At 36.8% G+C, this 20,624-nt stretch carries 18 protein-coding genes; 16 read left to right on the plus strand and 2 right to left on the minus strand.

The window, feature by feature from the left end; all coding sequences use genetic code 11:
• The first annotated feature begins 110 nt into the window (after positions 1-110).
• From HQN86_RS18795 to HQN86_RS18810, 4 genes are all read left to right on the plus strand, one after another.
• A complete protein-coding gene (locus tag HQN86_RS18795) occupies positions 111-752 on the plus strand; it encodes a porin family protein (RefSeq protein ID WP_172662437.1) in 642 nt (213 codons plus the stop codon).
• 162 nt (positions 753-914) lie between these two features.
• Entirely contained in the window at positions 915-2,264 is a 1,350-nt protein-coding gene (locus HQN86_RS18800) for a PhoH family protein (protein WP_172662438.1), read from the plus strand.
• Between the two features lie 22 nt (positions 2,265-2,286).
• The gene (locus tag HQN86_RS18805; protein ID WP_216854451.1) at positions 2,287-4,176 is read left to right on the plus strand and encodes a M1 family metallopeptidase; all 1,890 of its coding nucleotides are present in this window, start codon (positions 2,287-2,289) and stop codon (positions 4,174-4,176) included.
• Between the two features lie 127 nt (positions 4,177-4,303).
• Entirely contained in the window at positions 4,304-4,549 is a 246-nt protein-coding gene (locus HQN86_RS18810) for a hypothetical protein (RefSeq protein ID WP_048906350.1), read from the plus strand.
• Here HQN86_RS18810 and HQN86_RS18815 read toward each other — a convergent pair.
• Positions 4,546-5,403, minus strand: coding sequence for an EamA family transporter (locus tag HQN86_RS18815; RefSeq protein ID WP_172662439.1), 858 nt, complete (start codon positions 5,401-5,403; stop codon positions 4,546-4,548). The genes HQN86_RS18810 and HQN86_RS18815 overlap by 4 nt on opposite strands.
• Positions 5,404-5,620: 217 nt before the next feature.
• Here HQN86_RS18815 and HQN86_RS18820 point away from each other — a divergent pair, with 217 nt between their 5' ends.
• On the plus strand, positions 5,621-6,823 hold the full coding sequence (locus HQN86_RS18820) for a DUF763 domain-containing protein (RefSeq protein ID WP_172662440.1): 1,203 nt from the start codon (positions 5,621-5,623) through the stop codon (positions 6,821-6,823).
• 42 nt (positions 6,824-6,865) lie between these two features.
• On the opposite strand, the gene HQN86_RS18825 is transcribed toward HQN86_RS18820, so the two are convergent.
• The gene (locus HQN86_RS18825; protein ID WP_172662441.1) at positions 6,866-7,504 is read right to left on the minus strand and encodes an NAD(P)-dependent oxidoreductase; all 639 of its coding nucleotides are present in this window, start codon (positions 7,502-7,504) and stop codon (positions 6,866-6,868) included.
• A gap of 259 nt (positions 7,505-7,763) precedes the next feature.
• On the opposite strand from HQN86_RS18825, the gene HQN86_RS18830 reads away from it, so the two are divergent.
• The 11 genes from HQN86_RS18830 to HQN86_RS18880 all read left to right on the plus strand — a co-directional run bounded on the left by HQN86_RS18830 (position 7,764) and on the right by HQN86_RS18880 (position 20,618).
• A complete protein-coding gene (locus HQN86_RS18830; RefSeq protein ID WP_172662442.1) occupies positions 7,764-8,069 on the plus strand; it encodes a hypothetical protein in 306 nt (101 codons plus the stop codon).
• A gap of 43 nt (positions 8,070-8,112) precedes the next feature.
• Complete coding sequence (locus HQN86_RS18835) at positions 8,113-8,790, plus strand: pseudouridine synthase (protein WP_172662443.1); 678 nt, start codon at positions 8,113-8,115, stop codon at positions 8,788-8,790.
• Positions 8,791-8,799: 9 nt separating this feature from the next.
• A complete protein-coding gene (locus tag HQN86_RS18840) occupies positions 8,800-9,195 on the plus strand; it encodes a (deoxy)nucleoside triphosphate pyrophosphohydrolase (RefSeq protein ID WP_172662444.1) in 396 nt (131 codons plus the stop codon).
• 143 nt (positions 9,196-9,338) lie between these two features.
• Positions 9,339-10,586: an efflux RND transporter periplasmic adaptor subunit gene (locus tag HQN86_RS18845; protein WP_172662445.1), complete on the plus strand. Its 1,248-nt coding sequence runs from the start codon at positions 9,339-9,341 to the stop codon at positions 10,584-10,586.
• A gap of 10 nt (positions 10,587-10,596) precedes the next feature.
• A complete protein-coding gene (locus HQN86_RS18850) occupies positions 10,597-12,069 on the plus strand; it encodes a TolC family protein (protein ID WP_216854452.1) in 1,473 nt (490 codons plus the stop codon).
• A 23-nt stretch (positions 12,070-12,092) separates the two neighbouring features.
• Positions 12,093-12,758 (plus strand): ABC transporter ATP-binding protein, encoded by a 666-nt coding sequence (locus HQN86_RS18855; protein ID WP_172662446.1) that lies wholly within the window; start codon positions 12,093-12,095, stop codon positions 12,756-12,758.
• Between the two features lie 11 nt (positions 12,759-12,769).
• The gene (locus HQN86_RS18860; protein ID WP_172662447.1) at positions 12,770-14,008 is read left to right on the plus strand and encodes an ABC transporter permease; all 1,239 of its coding nucleotides are present in this window, start codon (positions 12,770-12,772) and stop codon (positions 14,006-14,008) included.
• Positions 14,009-14,030: 22 nt separating this feature from the next.
• Positions 14,031-15,209: an ABC transporter permease gene (locus tag HQN86_RS18865; RefSeq protein WP_172662448.1), complete on the plus strand. Its 1,179-nt coding sequence runs from the start codon at positions 14,031-14,033 to the stop codon at positions 15,207-15,209.
• A 20-nt stretch (positions 15,210-15,229) separates the two neighbouring features.
• A complete protein-coding gene (locus HQN86_RS18870) occupies positions 15,230-16,603 on the plus strand; it encodes a sigma-54-dependent transcriptional regulator (RefSeq protein ID WP_172662449.1) in 1,374 nt (457 codons plus the stop codon).
• A gap of 5 nt (positions 16,604-16,608) precedes the next feature.
• Positions 16,609-17,874: a sensor histidine kinase gene (locus tag HQN86_RS18875; protein WP_172662450.1), complete on the plus strand. Its 1,266-nt coding sequence runs from the start codon at positions 16,609-16,611 to the stop codon at positions 17,872-17,874.
• 185 nt (positions 17,875-18,059) lie between these two features.
• A complete protein-coding gene (locus tag HQN86_RS18880) occupies positions 18,060-20,618 on the plus strand; it encodes a DUF5686 and carboxypeptidase-like regulatory domain-containing protein (protein ID WP_216854453.1) in 2,559 nt (852 codons plus the stop codon).
• Positions 20,619-20,624 lie beyond the last annotated feature (6 nt).

Below are 20,624 nucleotides of genomic sequence, written 5' to 3' on the forward strand. Positions count from 1 at the left end.
TTCCATTAGATATAATTGACATTCATCTTAATGATGTTACAAATTATGAAAATAAATATTTCATAATGACAATGTATATCGCTAAGTTTAGTTCTTAAACACACACACAAATGAAAAAGAAACTATTAACTGCAGTGGCAGTATTGGCTTCCCTATGCGGGTATGCCCAAACAAAAGGTACCAATGCTTTAGGTTTTGGTATTAATTCACAAACAAGTAAATCTGAGGTCAGAAGTGAAACTGGAGCTACCGAGATTGAAAAAACAAAGGCAAATAATTTCACTTTGAGCTACGGATTATTTATAAAAGACAACACGAAATTAGGTCTTGATGTTAGTTATGGAAATCAAGATTATCGATATGTACAAGGATTGTCTGGTTCAAAATCAAAAAGTTATGGAGCAGGTTTGAATTATCAGCAGTACTATCCATTGGTTAAAAAGCTATACGCCTTTGCTGGCGGTTCACTGGGATATGGTTATACGAAAACTGATAATGCCGATCCTAATTATGAAGACAGGAAAACGGATCAATATTCGGTTGGTGTAAATGGTGGTTTGACATGGTTTTTTTCTAAAAGATTTGCCATTGAATCCAGTTTATTATCAGCTAACGCATTCTACACTGTTGATAAACAAAATGGAAATAATTCCGGTGGTCAAAGTAGTTATGAAAATAGCTATACCAATTTTAATTTGAGCACTAGTGGAGCTTTCAATAACCTTGGTTTTAAAATCTATTTGCTATTCTAAAGCTTAAATTTTACATCAAATTAATACCAACAATAAAGCATCTCAATTTGAGGTGCTTTATTGTTATGGTGTGTTTTTCACATCTATATTTAGAATTTTAAATAGTTTTTGGTTATTTATTCAATTTCGTATCAAGCGTAAAAATCGCTAAATTTAAGTGTCATGAGTAAAACTGCTAAAAATCCTTCGTTACAGAAGAAAATCTTTGTTCTCGATACTTCTGTTATTTTATACGATCATAACGCTTTCAATAATTTCCAGGAGCATGATGTTGCCATACCAATTCAAGTTCTAGAAGAGCTTGATAATATGAAAAATGGCAATGAAACACGTAATGCAGAGGCAAGGAGTTTTATTCGTCTTATGGATAATGCTTCAGGTAATAAAATAATGAACCAATGGATTCCTTTAAATGGCACTAAAAGTGGGCGATTTAAAGTGGTTATGGATAATAAGCCAGATCATGCTGATGCTGAGGCAATTTTTGGAGCCGGAAAGTTTGATCATCGTATTCTTAATGCTGCTTTAAGCTTAAAGCAAGAATTTCCAGAGAAAAAAGTGGTACTGGTATCAAAGGATATATGTCTGCGCTTAAAGGCAAAATCTCTTGAACTGTATGCTGAAGATTATGAAACTGGAAAGATTAAAAATGTAGATGAACTTTATACCGGTAAAACGGTTCTTTCTAAAGTTCCGGAACAACTTTTTGCAGAACTCAAAACTGAAGGCAGCATTAGCACTGAGTTACTGGATATTGTACCCCAATCTCCAAATCATTTCTGCATATTAAAAAATAGCCGGAAAACTGCAACTGCATGGTTCGACTCTACTACGCAACGCTTGTATCCGGTAGCGTCAAAGAAAATATTTAATATTTCGCCAAGAAACCATGAGCAATCTTTTGCTGTACACGCTTTGCTTAATCCTGAAATTAAACTGGTAACTATTCAGGGTAAGGCCGGTACCGGAAAAACACTTCTTGCAATTGCCAGTGCATTGGAGCAACGTAAAGATTACAGGCAAATTTATGTAACCAGGCCAATTATTCCATTAAGTAATAAGGATATAGGTTTTTTACCGGGAGATGCTAAATCGAAGATAGATCCTTATATGGCACCAATATGGGATAATCTGAGGTTCATTAAAGAGCAGTATAATCATGATTTAAAGATGCAGGGAAGGATAGATGAATTTGTAACTACAGGCAAAATCGTAATTACTCCCCTCGCTTATATTAGAGGAAGAACGCTTTCTAAAATCTTTTTTATTGTTGATGAGGCCCAAAACTTAACTCCACATGAAATAAAAACAATAATTTCGCGGGCAGGAGAAGATACCAAGATCATATTTACCGGCGACATATATCAGATAGATACACCTTATCTTGATGCCGAGAGTAATGGCCTGTCTTACCTGATTGAAAATGCAAAGAACCATCCACTATACGCGCACATTACATTAGATAAGGGCGAACGTAGTGAACTGGCAAATCTTGCAAACGACCTATTGTAATTTGAAAAATAAACTGGTTATCATGTTTAAAAAAGCTGTTCTAATAAAGAATCTAATCTTGTTGATTCCAATTCTGATGATATTATCGTGTAAACAAAAAGAACAAGCTGCAAGTCAGCTTGTTGAAGACCCGCATTCTTTCTCAAAACCATCTATAGCTGTAGTTGAACATCTGGATCTGGATATAAAGGTTGATTTTGAAAGTCAGCAGATTAGTGGGAAGGCAGTTTGGAAAATAAACAATAAGGCTAAATCAAATGAGATTATTTTTGATGATAGTCAGCTTAATATATCAAAAATCACTCTTGGTGCAGAAGAAAAGGAGACCACATTTACCTATGGCGAGGAGAAGGAGTTTTTAGGAAGGCCACTAAAAGTGGTTATTACCCCTGAAACAAAGTTGATAACCATTTATTATACAACCAATGCACAAGCAAGTGCTTTGCAGTGGTTAAACCCACATCAAACAGCAGGCAAAAAACGCCCATATTTATTTACGCAGTCAGAAAGTATTGCCGCACGTAGCTGGATACCTTGTCAGGATAGTCCAGGTATAAGGTTTACATACGATGCAACTGTTTCAGTTCCCAACGATTTGCTGGCTTTAATGAGTGCCGAGAACCCTGAAGTAAAAAACAGTACAGGTATTTATCATTTTAAACAAGTTCATCCTATTCCTTCATATTTATTGGCATTGGCTGTTGGTGATATTGAATTTAAAGCAGTAGATGAGCGCACTGGTGTATATGCTGAACCTTCGGTTTTAGCAAAAGCGGTATATGAATTTGCTGATATGGGTAAAATGGTAAATGCTGCTGAAAAGCTATATGGCCCATACAGGTGGGGAAGGTATGATTTGCTTGTGTTGCCTCCGAGTTTTCCTTTTGGAGGTATGGAAAATCCTAATCTGACATTTATTACCCCAACAATTATCGCTGGAGATCGGTCTTTAGTAAGTATAATTAGCCACGAATTGGCACATAGCTGGAGTGGTAACTTAGTTACAAATGCTACATGGAATGATTTCTGGCTTAACGAAGGCTTTACCAATTACTTTGAAAGAAGGATCGATGAGGAGATTTTTGGTAAACAGGAAGCCGAGATGCAGGAGGAATTTGCGAAAAAGGCTTTGGAAGATGCTGTAAAGGAAATGGGCGATACCAGTAAGGATACTTATCTGAAAACTGATTATACTGGAAGAAACCCCGATGAGGGTACCAATGATATTGCTTATGAAAAAGGCTATTTCTTTTTAAGGACAATTGAAGAGGCAGTAGGAAGAGAAAAATTTGATACTTTTTTAAGAGGCTATTTTGATGGTCATGCTTTTCAATCTGTTTCTACCGAACAGTTTCTAGCTTATCTGAATGAGAATCTAATTAAAGGTAATTCTGATCTTGAGAAGAAAATTAGGGTAAATGACTGGGTTTATGGCCCTGGTGTTCCATCAAATATCGCTTATTCGAAAGGTCTGTGGGCTAAAGATGGAAAGTTCGCTAAAATTGATCATATAGCATTGGCATGGAATAAAAATGAATTGAAAGATACTTCAGTGTTGACTAAAGAAATCGTTACAAGTAATGAGAAGAAATTCTTTATCAATCTCCTGTCACCTGAAATGACTGCAAAGCGAATGGCTGACTTAGATCGTCAGTTTAACTTTACCGGTTCTAATAATACTGACATTCAGTTGGCATGGTACACATTGGCCATTCGCCATCAGTACACTGCTGCCAATAAAAGAATAGAAGATTATTTAATAGAAAATGGTAGAATGTGGCACATCATTCCTTTGTATAAAGAAATGATGAAAACGCCTGAAGGCCTAAAAAAAGCCAAAGAGATTTACAAAAAAGCAAGGCCTAACTATCACCCGATGACTTATCTGGCGATAGATAAGTTTTTAAAGTAATGTAATAATTTGAAAGTGCAATTGTCTAAACTAAATTAATATAATTCGAATTAGTTGTAGCGGAATGACGATTAATCTCGTTATATATTAAATAACAGTTTATAAATCAATTCAACTTAATCATATTATGGATTCATTACACCCTTTTCACCAGAATATAGAACATATTAAGAATGATGCTTCTTCTCAATTTCTTATTGTAGATAGTGATGATATAAAACAGGTAGAATCATTAGCGATTATGTTCCCAAGGCTAACCAGTTTGATCAAAAACAATGGAAATAAGAATTTTCTAATCAATTTCCGTGATGAGCAGCAACGGTCTCTTATTGTAATGGTGGTTTCTAAGAATAGAATTCCGATGGCAAGCTAAAGATTCTTTTTGCCCTTAGTTAGTGTGGCACCAAGGCTTGCAATGATTACAAAAGTTACTGCCAACCATTGATGCAGGGTGAGGTGTTCTTTTAAAAACACTAGCCCGAATAATGCTGCAGCTGCTGGCTCAAGGCTCATCAAAATACTAAAAGTACGCGCTGGTAATTTCTTAAGGGCACCAATTTCCAAAGTAAATGGAATAGCACTTGATAACAACGCCAGCGCACCGCCGCTTAAGATCATAATGGGTGTGAAATTGGATAAGCCCCCGCTTCCAAAGCCGAAAGGGACCACTACAATAGCGGCGAATATCATGCCTACGGCTACTGCTTGTTCTCCATCCATAATTTTAGCTATTCGGCCGCCAAGAAGAATGTAGCCTGCCCAAAAACCTCCGGCCAGCAATGCAAGTGACGCACCAATTAAATCAATACCTTTTTCATTCCAGGGTGCAATAAAAGCTATTCCTATTGCAGCCAAAAATACCCAAAAGAAATCTAATATACGTTTGGATCCACTTACAGCTAATAAAAGAGGTCCAATAAATTCGAGTGTTACACCTAAACCCAGTGGGATCCTTTCTATGGCCATATAGAAAATAACATTCATTAATCCTAGCGATATACCATAAGGGATAACGGCTTTCCATTGTTTTGCTGTGAAACGCTTGAAATTTGGTCTGTAGGCACCCACTAAAATAATTGCAGATAAACCTATCCTCACAGATGCAGTACCGGTTGCCCCGAGTGCAGGAAATAATCCTTTGGCTATTGCGGCTCCGGCTTGAACGCTAATTATAGACAATAGTACGGCAGGGAGGGGTGGTATATTTATTAATTTATTGGTGCTCATTGATAGATGGTGATGGGAGGGATAACCCTGCAAATTTAAGGATTTGATTAAATAAAAAAGCACCGAAATCCATCGGTGCTTTTTTATTTATCAACTAAACCTAAACTATAAATACTAACCAAATATTTATATCACAAATATAAGGTGGATTATAATAGGCAGATGTTAAGAAATGTTAAATTGAATTATTGGTAATATTTTGCTAATTTTGTTAGTAATGAAAAGATCTGGGACGGCTGATTTACCTTTGCATTATGGATATGTTCCTAAATGGCTGGCAGAACGTATGTCGCGTTTGGGGTTGGCAATTACAGAGGCAATAATTATCGAGTATGGTACAGCTGAAGTATTGCGGAGATTAAGTGATCCCTTTTGGTTCCAAAGTTTAGGTGCTGTGATGGGTATGGATTGGCATTCTTCCGGAATCACCACTTCAGTTATGGGTGCCTTAAAGGCCTCAGTTAACCCTCATTATAAAGAATTAGGCATATATATTTGTGGAGGCAAAGGCAAAAAATCCAGACAAACTCCGGATGAACTACTTAAATTTGGAGAACGCACCGGGTTAAATGGCAATGACTTAGTACGAAGCAGTAAGCTAAGTGCAAAGGTTGATAATACCGCTTTACAAGATGGGTTTCAGTTGTATATGCATAACTTTATTGTAGACAAGCACGGGTTGTGGACCGTTGTGCAGCAGGGAATGAGAGATGGAAGTTCGACTGCACGTAGGTATCATTGGCATTCGTCATCATTAAAATCCTTTGTGGATGAGCCCCATACAGGCATTTGTGGGAAAAACCAAGGACAAATTTTAAATCTTGTGGCCAAAGAAGCATTACTTTCCCGTAATGCTATGTTATCAATGACAGCAGAGCATCCGGAACGAATGATAGGAGAAGTGCGTAAGCTCGTCTTGCCAGCGCATCATGACGTTAGGGCTAAAGATGTAGATCTTAAACGTTTGGGTGCGATGCTGTGGTTAAGTCATGAAAAGAACCCTAGTGATTTTGAAGAATTGCTGCTACTTGAGGGAATGGGACCTAGAACTCTGCAGTCACTTGCATTAGTAAGTGAGGTTATTTATGGTACATCTGCTCGATTTACTGATCCGGCCCGTTTCTCATTTGCACATGGAGGCAAGGATGGGCATCCATTCCCAGTGCCTTTAAATGTTTATGATGAAACGATTAGTGTACTAAGCAAAGCAGTTTATAAAGCAAAAATAGATCAAGCCGATAAGCTTCACGCTATACAAAAGCTAAGCGAACTGTCTTTCAAAGTTGAAAAGGACTTTATTCCTAATGATAATTTTGAAGAGCTTATAGAAAAAGAGAGAAACGACTCATGGAAATATGGCGGTAAAACAGTTTTTGGTGATGCAAAACCACCGAATGGCGGACAATTGAATCTGTTTTAAAATTATGAGGGAAAATAGCTTAACCCTCATAATTTATAAATTTTATAAGCTTGCCACAAATGGTGCTTTTCCAATAAAATCAGTTTCTAAGATCTGATCTATGAGAAAATGTGCCAGATCTGTTGTACTAATCTTTTCACCAGGGCTGTCTTCCAGACTTACAGTCAGGTTTCTTACTTCTTCCGTCTGTTCAATCCATGGTAACCGTACCATAGTCCAATCCAAGCCACTCATTTTTACTATTTCAAAAGCCTTTTCCTTGTCGGCTACAAATACTGGAAATGTCTCCTTCATCCATGTGGATGCCTGAACTGTTTTCATACTTTTCTTATCTCCCGGAACATCTATATTCAGCCCGGTTAAGAATATATATCTTTTGATCTGCTGCTTATTCATAGCTTTTATAATGTTTTGAGCTGCTACACTTGCTATTAGAGGCTCATCTTTTGCTTGTCCAAGAGCACTTATCACAACTCCACAGTTTTTAATAAGCTCATTCGCTGTTTCTAAATCTTTTATATCTCCTCTTACAATCTCCAAATTGGGATGCAGGTAATTATAAGATGATGGATTTCTGATTAGTGCTTTGACTGTATAACCTTGATTTAATAGTGTTTTTAGTAAATAGCTTCCAGCTTTACCAGTTGCGCCAATTAGGGCGACTTTTATATGATTAGTCATTTTTAAAATTCCAATGTGAAAAGAATAATTCTTTCTAAATATTATTAGGGATACGATTGTAGCATAGGAAAAAAGGCAATAAAATAGCCTTCCCGCTATAGGTTTGGATTTTTGGTAATCCTATTTAGATATGTGACTAATGTTAATATGATTCAAATATATAAATAATCTGGCTGTAAATCATTACGTCCCCCAACATTTCAGTATCTTTAATTATTGTTATTTGTAGCATAATTGAAAATTTTAACGTCTTAAGGTTATGAAAAAATTATTATTCCTATTGTTTATTGGATTTGCCATGGTAAGCTGTAACACAGCGAAACAGGCAGGAAGTAAGGGCTTAGTTAAGTTAAGCGGTAAAATTGAAAAATTAGGGATGACCACATTCCAGTATGGTACCCATATTTTAACAGTGGATGCTAAAACCTATGCATTAAGAAGCAGTAAGGTTGATTTAAATGCTTATATAGATAAGGAGGTTACCTTAAAAGGAACAAAGGTTGATGGTTATCCTATTGAAAATGGTCCGGACTTAATAGAGGTAGAAGAAGTTACTTCCAAATAGAACAAGAAAGTTTAAAAGGTTATCTTCGCCAAAAAAAGTTTAAATGCTAGAAATTGTTTACCAGGATGACCATTTAATTGCAATTAATAAACCTCATGGCCTGCTTGTACATCGGTCGTCGATTGCCAATGATGCAAAAGAATTTGCATTACAACTTTTAAGAGATCAGGTAAACAGACATGTTAGCCCTGTTCATCGTTTGGACAGGAAAACAGGTGGTTTGCTACTATTTGCTTTTGAAAAAGATGTAGAAATAGCAATGCATCAGCAGTTTCAAAATGGTTTGGTTCAAAAGAAATATCTTGCGATTGTTAGAGGGTATGCGCCTGATAGCCAGGATATAGATTATCCTCTTGCAAAAGAAAATGGAGCCATTCAGGATGCTTTTACTGCTTTTATAACTTTAAAGAGGGCAGAACTGGATGTTGCCTTCGGTAAACATACCACCTCAAGATACTCCTTAGTGGAAGCTACACCAACAACCGGAAGAATGCATCAGCTTAGAAAACACTTTGCTCATATTTTCTATCCCATAATTGGCGACCGCAAGCATGGGTGCAATAAACAAAATAAACTGTTTAAAGAGCAATGGGAAATGACTACGATGTTATTGCATGCATCAGAACTTATATTTAAGCATCCGGTAACCAATGAAGAAATTCACCTTAAAGCCCATCTTCAAGAGGAGTTTAGAAGAGTGATGGAATTAATGAAATGGTAAAAAATAATTATGATTAATGTTACTTGCGCCATAATAGTGGATGATGCCAATAAAATATTGGTTACTCAGCGCAGTGCATCAATGAAACTACCATTGAAAATTGAATTTCCAGGTGGAAAAATTGAAGAAGGAGAAACCCCTTCCGAATGCCTGATAAGAGAAATAAAAGAGGAGTTAAATCTGGATGTTGAAATTCTTTTTGAAATGCCAGCCAACATTCATCATTATGTTGAATTTTCGATTAATCTAATCCCTTTTGTTTGTAAAGTTATTGGCGGTTCTATTGAATTAAGAGAGCATGTATCATACCAATGGCTAAATTCACCTGAGCTTTTAGATCAAGACTGGGCAGAAGCAGATGTTCCTATAGTTGAGAATTATTTAAACTCCCTAAATACGATTTAACTAGTATTACTTAAAAATGCCCGATATCGAACGTTTAGTTTGGTATCGGGCATTTTTATGAATTAATATTTATGTAATTGACTGTTTATTAGATATTTAAGTTTGGTATTTGAGTTGTAATGCTTTGTCGAAACAAACAAGCAATGGACAAATCAATTGAAGAAGAAGTTACCGTAAAAAGAAAGAAGAAAACCAGAATAATAGTAATCATAATAGTGGGAATTATAATTGGAGGGATATTCACTTTACGGGCTTACATCAAACCTTCGATAGCTACTTCCGAATTTACCACAGCGGTGGCTGAAACTGGAGATATAGAAAATACAATAAATGCTACAGGAGAAGTGCTGCCTGAATTTGAAGAGGTATTAACCAGCCCTATAAATGCAGCTGTAAGAAACGTATTAATGGATGCAGGCACAAAGGTAAAAGCCGGACAATCTATTCTTACTCTTGATAAATCATCTGCCGAAACTGATTTTGATAAACTAAAGTTTCAAATTGAATCCAAAGAAAACGAAATCAGAAAACTAAAGTTTGATCTCGAGAAAACGTTTTACGACATCAATTCTAATAATAACATTAAACAATTACGCATTGCAAATTTTAAAGATGCAGTAGCAAGTGCCCAGAGGCTATACAAAGCCGGTGGAGGAACTAAGGAAGATATTGAGCAGGCTCAGTTAAATTTAAAAGTAGCAGAACTGGAAAAGCAGCAGCTTGAAAATGAAATTAAAAACAAGCAGCAAACCATGAAAATAGAGATCAGGGAGGCCGAAATTGCTTTAGCCATTCAAAAAAACGATCAACAAGCCTTAAAACGTAAGCTTGATCTTGCAAATGTGATTGCTACACGGGAAGGTGTGGTAACCTGGGTAAATAAAAATATCGGCGCAAGCATAAAGGAGGGTGAGTCATTGGCTAGAATTGCAAACCTGAGCAGTTATAAGGTTGCAGGAAGTATATCGGACAATATGTTAGATCAGCTTCACAATAATATGCCCGCTATTATCAGGATAAACGATATTCAACTTAGAGGATCTGTTGCCAGTGTTTCTCCGGCAGTAAGCAACTCAATTGTTTCATTTGAAGTCCAGCTGGACGAAAAGAATAATAAACTGCTTAGGCCAAACATGAAAGTTGATGTTTTTCTGATTACTGAAACCAGAAGTAAGGTAATTCGGGTGAATAACGGAGCGGCCTTTAAAGGTTCAAATCAGCAAGAGGTGTTTGTGCTAAATAACGGAAAAGCAGTACGAAGAAATGTGAAAACAGGACTTAGCAATTTTGATTACATAGAGATCATCAGTGGTATAAAGGCAGGTGAGACTGTGATCACATCCGATATGAGCAAGTATGCGTATTCAAAAGAAATTTCAATCACTAATTGATCATAAGCGTATGAAAATCAGTTTCACAACCCTAATGATCATGTATTGCTTTAACGTTTGGGGCAGTAGCATAGAATTAAAAAATGCGGCCGACACTTTGAAACTAACTTTAAACGAGGTAGTTGAAAAAGCTAAGTCGAATTCAATAGCCGCAAAACAAGCCATTACAGTTAAGGAAACCAAGTATTGGGAGTGGCGGACATTTAAGTCTAATTATCAGCCTCAGTTGGCATTAAGTGGTATTTTGCCCGGATACAATAAAACCTACTCTCAAGTACTTCAACCAAATGGAACAGTAGCTTTTCAGCCAATAAGAAATGATAATTCTTCACTAACGCTCGATTTTAGTCAGAGTTTGGCCGCAACAGGTGGTACTATTTATGGTACCACCCAGTTGCAACGTTTTACAGATTTTGATAGGGACAATGTGTTGTATAATGGTACTCCTTATGGTATTGGGTACATACAACCTTTGTTGCAGTTTAATAGCCTCAAATGGGATAAAAAAATAGCACCCTTAAAATACAACGAGAGTAAACAAGCTTACATAGAATCGCAGGAACAAATTTCTGTAACAGTTACCGGATATTTCTTTGATCTGTTGCTTGCTCAGGTAAATCTTCATATCGCAGAGACGAATTATACAAATACCGGCAACATTTTAACGATAGCCAATACCAAATTTGAATTGGGAAAAATCTCTAAAAATGAAATTCTGCAATTACAACTTGAGCAGGTAAATGCTAAGAAAGCTGTTGGAACGGCCAAACGAGATATGGAAATTGCAACGCTGAACTTAAGAAGCTATGCCGGGATAGAGGGGGATGACAGGATTGTGCTGACCATGCCAGAGGCAGTAAAACGTGTTGAGGTTACTTCAGAAAGGGTTCTAACTGAAGCATTTGAAAATCGCTCTGATGCGATAGCTTTTGTTAGACGTATTGCTGAGGCAAAACGGGATGTAGCTAAGGCTAAAGGAGAGAATGGGCTTATAGCAACCTTAAAAGCTAATCTGGGCTTCTCTAGCGCAGGTAGTAATATACTAGATGTTTACCGTTCACCTAAAAGTCAACAATCTGTTGAGTTACAATTGGCTATTCCGGTTCTTGATTGGGGAAGATCTAAATCCAGAACCAAAACAGCAGAGGCGAATCAGCAATTTACTATTTATGAAGTAGAGCAAGACAAGCAAACCTTTAAGCAACAGATAGTAACGCAGGTTACGCTTTTTAATATGATGAAAGAGCAATTGGCGCTAACCGCGCAAGCCGATAGGATTGCTTCTGAAAAATATCAGATTGCAAGTGAACGCTATGTTTTAGGCAATTTGAGTATAACAGATCTGAGCATAGCCTTTCAGGAAAGCGATAGAGCCAAAAGAGATTATGTGGCTTCATTAAGAGATTTTTGGGGAGCCTATTACCAGTTGAGGTATTTGTCGCTATATGATTTCGAAAAGAATGAAAAAATAACTTATAAATAAATCTTAATTACTAATTATACATTATGATACGTTTACAAAATATTGAAAAGGTGTATCGCACCGATACGGTTGAAACACTGGCTATAAATGGCATTAACCTGGATATTGCAAAAGGAGAGTTTTTATCAATAATGGGTCCTTCGGGATGTGGTAAAAGTACACTTCTTAATATTATGGGTTTGCTTGATGAACCATCAAAAGGCAGTATTAGAATAGCAGATCAGGATATTACCAGATTCTCGGATCAGCAACTGGCAAAATTCAGAAATCAGAAACTTGGATTTATATTTCAAAGCTATCACCTGATCAATGACTTACAAGTGTTGGATAATGTGGAACTGCCGCTATTGTATCGTTCTGGATCTGCTAAAGAGCGCAGAGAATTGGCTACCGAAGCCTTGGCAAAAGTAGGACTGAGCAACAGAATCAAGCATTTCCCAACCCAGCTTAGCGGGGGGCAGCGTCAGCGTGTGGCTATTGCCAGGGCTATTGTAGGCAGACCCCAGATTATTCTGGCTGATGAGCCAACAGGTAACCTTGATAGTGCTATGGGGAATGAGATTATGGATATTCTGATTAGTCTGAACAAGAATGATGGTACTACCATAGTGATGGTTACCCACGATGAAAATATGGCACATAAAACGCACCGTCTGGTACGTTTGTTTGATGGTTCTCAAGTACAATAAATCCTATAGTTATGCTTAAAAACTACTTTAAAATAGCCATAGCAGTATTGAAACGGAGAAAGTTCTTCACTTTTATCAGTTTGTTTGGCATTAGCTTTACGCTTACGATATTGATGGTAACGACTGCGTTTTTTGATAAGATGTTAAGTCCTTCATACCCTGACTACAAGAGAAACAGATCTCTTTATATCACAGGTGTGGCTCTGGTAAGCTCTAAAAATGGCTGGTATAATGGAAGCTCGGCTTCTTTTTATTTCCTGGATCATTATGTATTGAAACTAAAGACTCCGGAAAAGATTGGCATTTTCTCTTTCTCTGCCAAGGCGAATGCTTATGTAAACAACAAGAAAGTTGTTATGGAATACAAATATACAGATGCTAATTATTGGGAAATTGCCGAATATCAATTTTTGGAGGGAAAACCCTATACCAAGCAGCAGATTGATAATGGGGAGAGAGTAGGGGTGATTTCAGAAAGCAATAAAAGAAATTACTTTGGTGATGCTAAATCAGTTGTAGGAAAGTACATAGAGGCCGATAACGTTAGTTACAGGATCATTGGCGTGGTTAAGGATTTACCAAGAAGTATGCGCAATTTCTATGGTGATTTGTATTTGCCATACACTGTTTCGAAAGGAAACTATAAAGACGTTGGCTTTCAGGGAGGATTCGGCGCTGTATTACTTGCTAAATCTGAAGCAGATGTTCCCAAAATGAGGACAGAATATCAGCAAATGCTCTCAAAAATCCCAACTAACGATAAGGAATATGACAAACTTTATGCTCATGCAGATACCATGCTTGAAAGTATGTCAAGAAAATTATTTGGAAATGATGAAAACGTGGGTATTTCCAGGATGATCGCAATTGTTAGTCTTTTTATTTTGCTGTTCCTGTTGCTACCTACTATAAATCTGGTAAATATTAATATTACCAGGATAATGGAGCGCTCCTCGGAGATTGGAGTTCGAAAGGCTTTTGGCGCTTCATCTAAAACACTGGTTTATCAGTTTATTGTAGAGAATGTTATTTTAACACTGCTGGGAGGTGTTATAGGCGTTTTTCTCTCTATAGTGTGCATTTTTCTATTTAATCAATCCGATATTCTACCTAACCTTAATTTGTCGCTGAACTTTACCGTACTGGTATTTGGATTTCTGATCTGCCTATTTTTCGGGTTGCTTTCAGGAGTCTACCCGGCTTGGCGAATGTCGAGGTTAAATGTAGTTAATGCCCTAAAAGCTCAATAAGAACCATTTTAAAGAAATTATCATGTTCAAACATTTATTTAAATTGATCTGGAATAAAAGGAAGCAGAATTTCCTGTTCCTTTCGGAAATACTGGTGTCATTTTTGGTCATATTTGCCGTATTCTCCCTGTTAACTTTTTATTACTTGAATTATATGCTGCCCAAGGGATTCGAATCGGAACGGGTATGGTCTGTATCTTATAGCAGAAATGCTAAAACCAATAATATTGACTCTTTAAATATTTTTTACGAGAATGTAAGGCGTAGCTTAAAAGCGTTACCAGAAATAGAAGAGTTAAGCTTTACAAGTGCGAATTTTCCTTATTCAAATAGCCATTCCACAACTGGATTTACTTATAAAGGGAAAGAAATGTCTCCAATAAATAACTATGTTGTAGAAGATGATTACAATAAGGTATTAGGTATGCAATTACTCGAGGGTCGGTGGTTCAATAAAGAAGACATCAATCAAAGAAGTGTAGTTATTAATTCAACATTAAAGCAGGCGATGTTTGGAGACGAGCCTGCGGCTGGTAAAATTGTTGGTGCAGATAACGAAGAAGAAAAATGGAAGGTGATTGGCGTTACGGCCGATGTGAAAGCCGAAGGGGATTATTGGCCGGCAGGTAAGAGCTTTTATAAAAGACTCGATACTGGCAGTTTCAGGTGGGTAGGACACATTTTGCTTAAAGTAAGTCCAAAGGCTGATGCAGCTTTTGAAAGTAGGTTGAGTAAACTCCTTGCCAGAATAATTCAGAATTCAAATACGGAGATCCAGCATATGGAAGATACCCGGGAATCTAAAAATTCTGATACCGTTATCCCTATGATCATCTGTATTACAGTAGCAGGCTTTTTAATCATCAATGTGGCGCTGGGATTGTTCGGCGTGCTTTGGTATAATATTAGCCAGCGAAGGGGGGAGATCGGTTTGCGCCGAGCTATTGGTGCAACAGGTTCATCCGTATCATTTCAACTGGTCAGTGAGTCGTTGCTATTGGCTACATTATCTATTATTTTGGGTTCTTTTTTTGCTTTACAATTCCCCTTGCTAAATGTTTTTAATGTTGCAGCCAGCGTTTATATCATCGCTTTATTGTTGTCTATTGCTTTCATTTATCTACTGGTGATCTTTTGTTCTTTATACCCTGGAAAACAGGCTGCTGCTATACATCCTGCTGTTGCATTGCATGAAGAATAATAACTATATTAACTTTGTATATGATACTGATTGTAGATGACGATATTGCTGTAAGAACTTCTTTAACTTTATTACTTGAAAATGCAGGTAATAAGGTTAAGTCGGCAGATAGTGCCGTAGAGGCTTTAACTATTATCAAAGAGCAAACTCCAGAGTTGATTCTTCTTGATCTTAACTTTTCTATTGATACCACTGGAGTGGAAGGGATGGAATTGCTTAGCAGCATCAGAAAAATTGATGCTGCAGTACCTGTGATTTTGATTACAGGATGGGCAAGTATCCAACTGGCTGTTCAGGGCATGAAACTTGGCGCAAATGATTTTATAAATAAGCCATGGAACAACGAACACGTTTTACAATCAGTTAAAACATTACTTGAGTTAAATACTGCTAAAACAAAGAATAGCAGTAGAAAACAATTGGATAAGCAATATAATTTTAAGCAAATTATTGCCGAAGATCCTCAGATGCTTGCTATACTTGAAACTATAGGGCAGATTGCGCCAACAGATGCATCGGTGCTTATTCTTGGAGAAAGCGGTACAGGAAAAGAGCTGATCGCAGAAGCAATACATGAGAATAGCTCACGTCGGAATAAGCCTTTCGTAAAAGTGAACCTTGGGGGAATATCTTCATCATTGTTTGAAAGTGAAATGTTTGGTCATGTTCGTGGAGCATTTACTGATGCACGTTTCGACAGAACCGGTCGATTTGAAATGGCTAACAAAGGGACTATCTTTTTAGATGAAATAGGAGAGTTGGAAGCGGGTAGTCAGGTTAAGTTATTGAGGGTGCTGCAAGACAGAACATATGAAGTGTTGGGCAGCAGCCGAAGTAAAGTAGTGGATGTCAGGGTGGTGTGTGCAACTAATAAAAATTTAAATGAAATGGTCGGTGCGGGCACTTTCAGAGAAGACTTGTTGTATCGCATCAACCTGATTACCATAAACTTACCTCCTTTACGTGAACGATCAGATGATATCCCTTTATTGGTTGATTTCTTTATTAATAATCTTAAAGAAATCTACAATAGACCATTGTTATCAATATCAGTCAGTGCAATGAAGTGGCTTCAGCAATTGGAGTTACCAGGCAACATAAGGCAACTGAAAAATCTGGTAGAGCGGACTATTTTAGTGAGCAAGAATAATGAACTTGGTATAGATGATTTTAAAGCGCAATTAGATCTGTCCCCTTCAAAAAAGGCGAGTGTACAAATGCCCGGTGTAGGCAGTATCACACTTGAACAGATGGAAATTGAAATGGTCAAAAGGGCAATGAGCTTTCACCAAAACAAGATTACCAAAGCCGCTGCATCTCTTGGGATAACAAGAAATTCACTATACCGTAGACTTGAGAAGTATCAGATTCCATTTAATGAAGCAGAAGATTAAACTGAATGAAGTTAAAGACCAAGTATATCCTCTTTATTGTTGTTCTTCATCTTGTCTTTTTAGGACTTAGCTATCTTATTCTGGAGAAGAATAAGATATTTTTTATTATTTCTGAGGTATTAGTTATTGTTTCTGTTGTGATATCAATAGGGCTTTATAAACAGCTTGTAGAGCCTTTAAATTATCTTAGGGAGGGGATTAGCGCCATCAATGATCGTGATTTTAATGTTAAGTTTTTACCAACAGGGAAGAAAGAAACAGATGAACTCATAGATGTATACAATCAGATGATGGATGCATTAAGGGAAGAAAGGACAAAACAGGAAGCACAGCATTTTTTTCTGGAAAAACTGATTCATACTTCACCCACTGGTATTGTTATCCTTGATTACGACAATCATATAAAGCAGATTAATCCAAAAGCAGAGGAAATATTGGGAACCAGACCTGAATTACTTTTGGCTCAGTTTGAGCCCCTTAAGGCTGGTGAGTCTAAAACAATGAGAATTGGCAGTTTAAATACTTATAAGGTCCAAAAATCTCATTTTATAGATAGGGGCTTTCCCCGAATGTTTGTAATGATTGAAGAAGTGACTGCGGAGATCTTTGAAGCGGAAAAGAATGCCTATGGTAAAGTAATCAGGATGATGGCTCATGAAGTAAATAATACAGTAGGGCCCGTAAATTCTATCATTAATATGGCTCTTGACACCAATGAAATATGGGTCTCTGAAGATAAATCAAGTTTAAAGAATGCAATGTATGTAGCTGTTGCCAGAAATCAGAACCTGAATCTGTTCATGAGAAATTTTGCAGATTTGGTAAAACTGACACCCGTAAACAAACTTCAGGTTGATCTTACTGCTTTAATTTATTCAGTTTCAGATTTTATGCTTATCAAAGCAAAAGAAAGTGGTGTTAGCTTTGGATTCGATTTACCTAATACTCCATTTTACATCTCAGCCGACTCACAACAAATGGAGCAGGCACTGATTAATATTGTTAAGAATGCGATAGAGGCTTTTGATCAGGAGGGTATTGTGAAGTTTAGTTTAGACGCTAAATTAAAGAAGCTCACAATTACTGATAACGGCAGGGGGATATCGGAGGACTTAAGTGAGCAGCTCTTTAGTCCGTTTTTTAGCACCAAGAAAGACGGGCAGGGTATTGGTTTGACTCTGGTCAGAGAGATATTGCTTAATCATGGCTTTTTGTTTTCATTAAAAACCCTACAACCAGGTCAAACAGATTTTGTTATTCAGCTCAGTTAATCAACTATTTACAGACTTTATTTTTTTGCTTTTTCATCTTGATGTCATAACATCTGGTTGAAGACTTTATCCTGACTATTTTAGTATAATATTCAAAAGTTGAGATGTACCTTTGCCGACATCCTGAATAATTATATCCGGTAAATGCCATTGCATTGGCGGGATCAAGGTAAATGAAATACATAATGAAACATCAATATTTTAAATATATAGGAACTGTTATTTTACTGATAGCGTTTGCTTTTACTTCAAAAGCTCAGCAAACAGTTGTTAACGGTACAGTAACAGATGCTACAACCAAAGAAACCTTACCGTATGTTTCGTTTCTGATTACCGGAACTGAAAAGGGTGGTAGAACAGATGCTGACGGCCAATACAGTATTACTATCAGTGATGACCATACACAGATTAAATTTAGTTATGTAGGATACAAATCAGTTGTAAAAACAATTGTTCCAGGCAAAACGCAGACAATTGATGTACAGCTGCAGAGTGAAACTACTCAAATGGATGAAGTGGTAATTACGGCAGGCAAAAAACCAAAATATAAAAATAAGGATAATCCTGCGGTTGCGCTTATTAGAAATGTCATTGCTAATAAACCAAAGAACCGTATGGATCATTATGATTTCGTTGAATACAAGAAATACGAAAGAATGATGTTTTCTATGAGTAACCTTTCTGATAAGTTTAAAAACAAAAGGATATTCCGTAATTATAAATTTTTGTTTCAGGAACAGGACTCCACTAAAATAGGTGGTAAAACCATGCTTCCTGTATTTCAGCAAGAAAAGCTTTCGAACAATTATTTCCGCAAAAGTCCGGAAAAACTTAAGACCATTATAGTAGCTGATAAGCGTGTTAACTTTGATGAACGTTTTATCGATAACCAAGGCTTAACTACTTATTTCGATAGAATGTATCAGGATATAGATATCTATGATAACAACATCTCAGTAGTAAGTAATCAGTTGTTAAGTCCAATTGCAGATGGTGCACCTACATTCTATAAGTTTTTCATTACTGATACCATTCAAAATCATAACCCAAAGCTGGTTGAGCTTTCGTTTATGCCAAGAAACAATACTGACCTCTTGTTTGAAGGAAAGTTATACATTACGCTAGATGGGAATTATGCTGTTCAAAATGCATACCTTACTGTAAATAAGGATATTAATTTGAATTTCGTTAGGGCGTTAGAAGCTAAGCTCGACTTTGAACAGAATCCAGATAAGCGTTATCACCTTAGTAAAAGTAATCTGATTGTTGATTTTGGTTTAAGTAAAAAAGGCGGAACGGGATTTACTGGCGAAAGAACTGTGAATTTTAAAGATTACCAAATCAACAAACCCCATCCTGATACTACATATTATGGCTCAGCGGTGCCTGTTGTAGTTGCAGATGCCACTAAAAGATCAGAAGAATTTTGGGCCGATAACCGTCCGGAAGCGCTTAGTGCTACAAATTTAAAGGTGTATAGTAATTTAGATACGCTGCAAACTATCCCATCATTTAAAAGAACAATGGATGTGGTTACGCTTTTCTTTGCTGGCTATAAAGATTTTGGACCTTTTGAAATGGGGCCGGTAAATACTTTTTACAGTTTTAATAGTGTTGAAGGTTTTCGTTTGCGTTTAGGGGGAAGAACTACTCCGGCGCTTAGCAAACGTTATTACTTTGAAACATATGCTGCTTATGGCTTTAATGATACGAAGTGGAAGTATTTCTTAAGCGGAACCTATTCGTTAAACAATAAATCTATTTATGCATTTCCCCAAAACTATTTAAGGGCAAGTTTCCAGAGAGATACAAAAATACCAGGTCAGGAATTGCAGTTTGTACAAGAAGATAACTTCTTACTATCCTTCAAAAGGGGAGAGAATGATATGATGTTGTACAATGATTTTTACAGAATAGATTATGTGCATGAGTTCGAAAATCATTTCTCTTATAGCCTTGGTTTGCGCAAATGGAATCAAACACCTGCCGGATCTTTGTATTTTGCAAGTTCAAGAGACAATAATTTAATTAAAACTAACTCGATTAGTACATCAGAAATATCACTTCAGTTAAGGTACGCGCCACATGAAAAGTTTTATCAGGGTAAGGTATATCGTACCCCGCTTGTCGACAAGTATCCTATTTTTAATTTCAGATATACTGCAGGTATAAAGGGAGTTTTAGGAGGTGAATATAACTATCATAATTTCATGGGAAGCGTTGATAAACGTTTTTATCTATCTCAATTTGGGTATACCGATGTAACACTCGAAGGCGCTTATATTTTGGGTAAAGTGCCTTTCCCATTATTGTCTATTCACAGAGCAAACCAAACTTATGCTTATCAGTTGCAATCGTATAACCTAATGAACTTTCTGGAGTTTGTTAGTGATCATTACGCAAGCATCAACATAGATCAAAACTTTAATGGTTTCTTCTTTAATAAAGTACCATTATTAAAAAAGCTGAAGCTAAGAGAAGTAATGTCGTTTAAGGCGCTATATGGTGGTCTGCGGAATGAAAACAACCCTGCGGTTAATAATAGCGCAATGCAATTTGTACTGAATCAGGATGGAGTACCTATCACAAACTCACTAAGCAGAGATCCTTATATTGAGGGAAGTGTTGGTGTAGGAAATATCTTTAAATTGCTTAGGGTTGATCTGGTAAAACGCTTCACGTATCTTGATAATCCTATGGTTTCTGAATGGGGAATCCGTGCAAGAGTCAAATTTGATTTCTAAGCTTAA

It is taken from the genome of Pedobacter panaciterrae (assembly GCF_013204795.1).
GTDB lineage: Bacteria > Bacteroidota > Bacteroidia > Sphingobacteriales > Sphingobacteriaceae > Pedobacter > Pedobacter panaciterrae.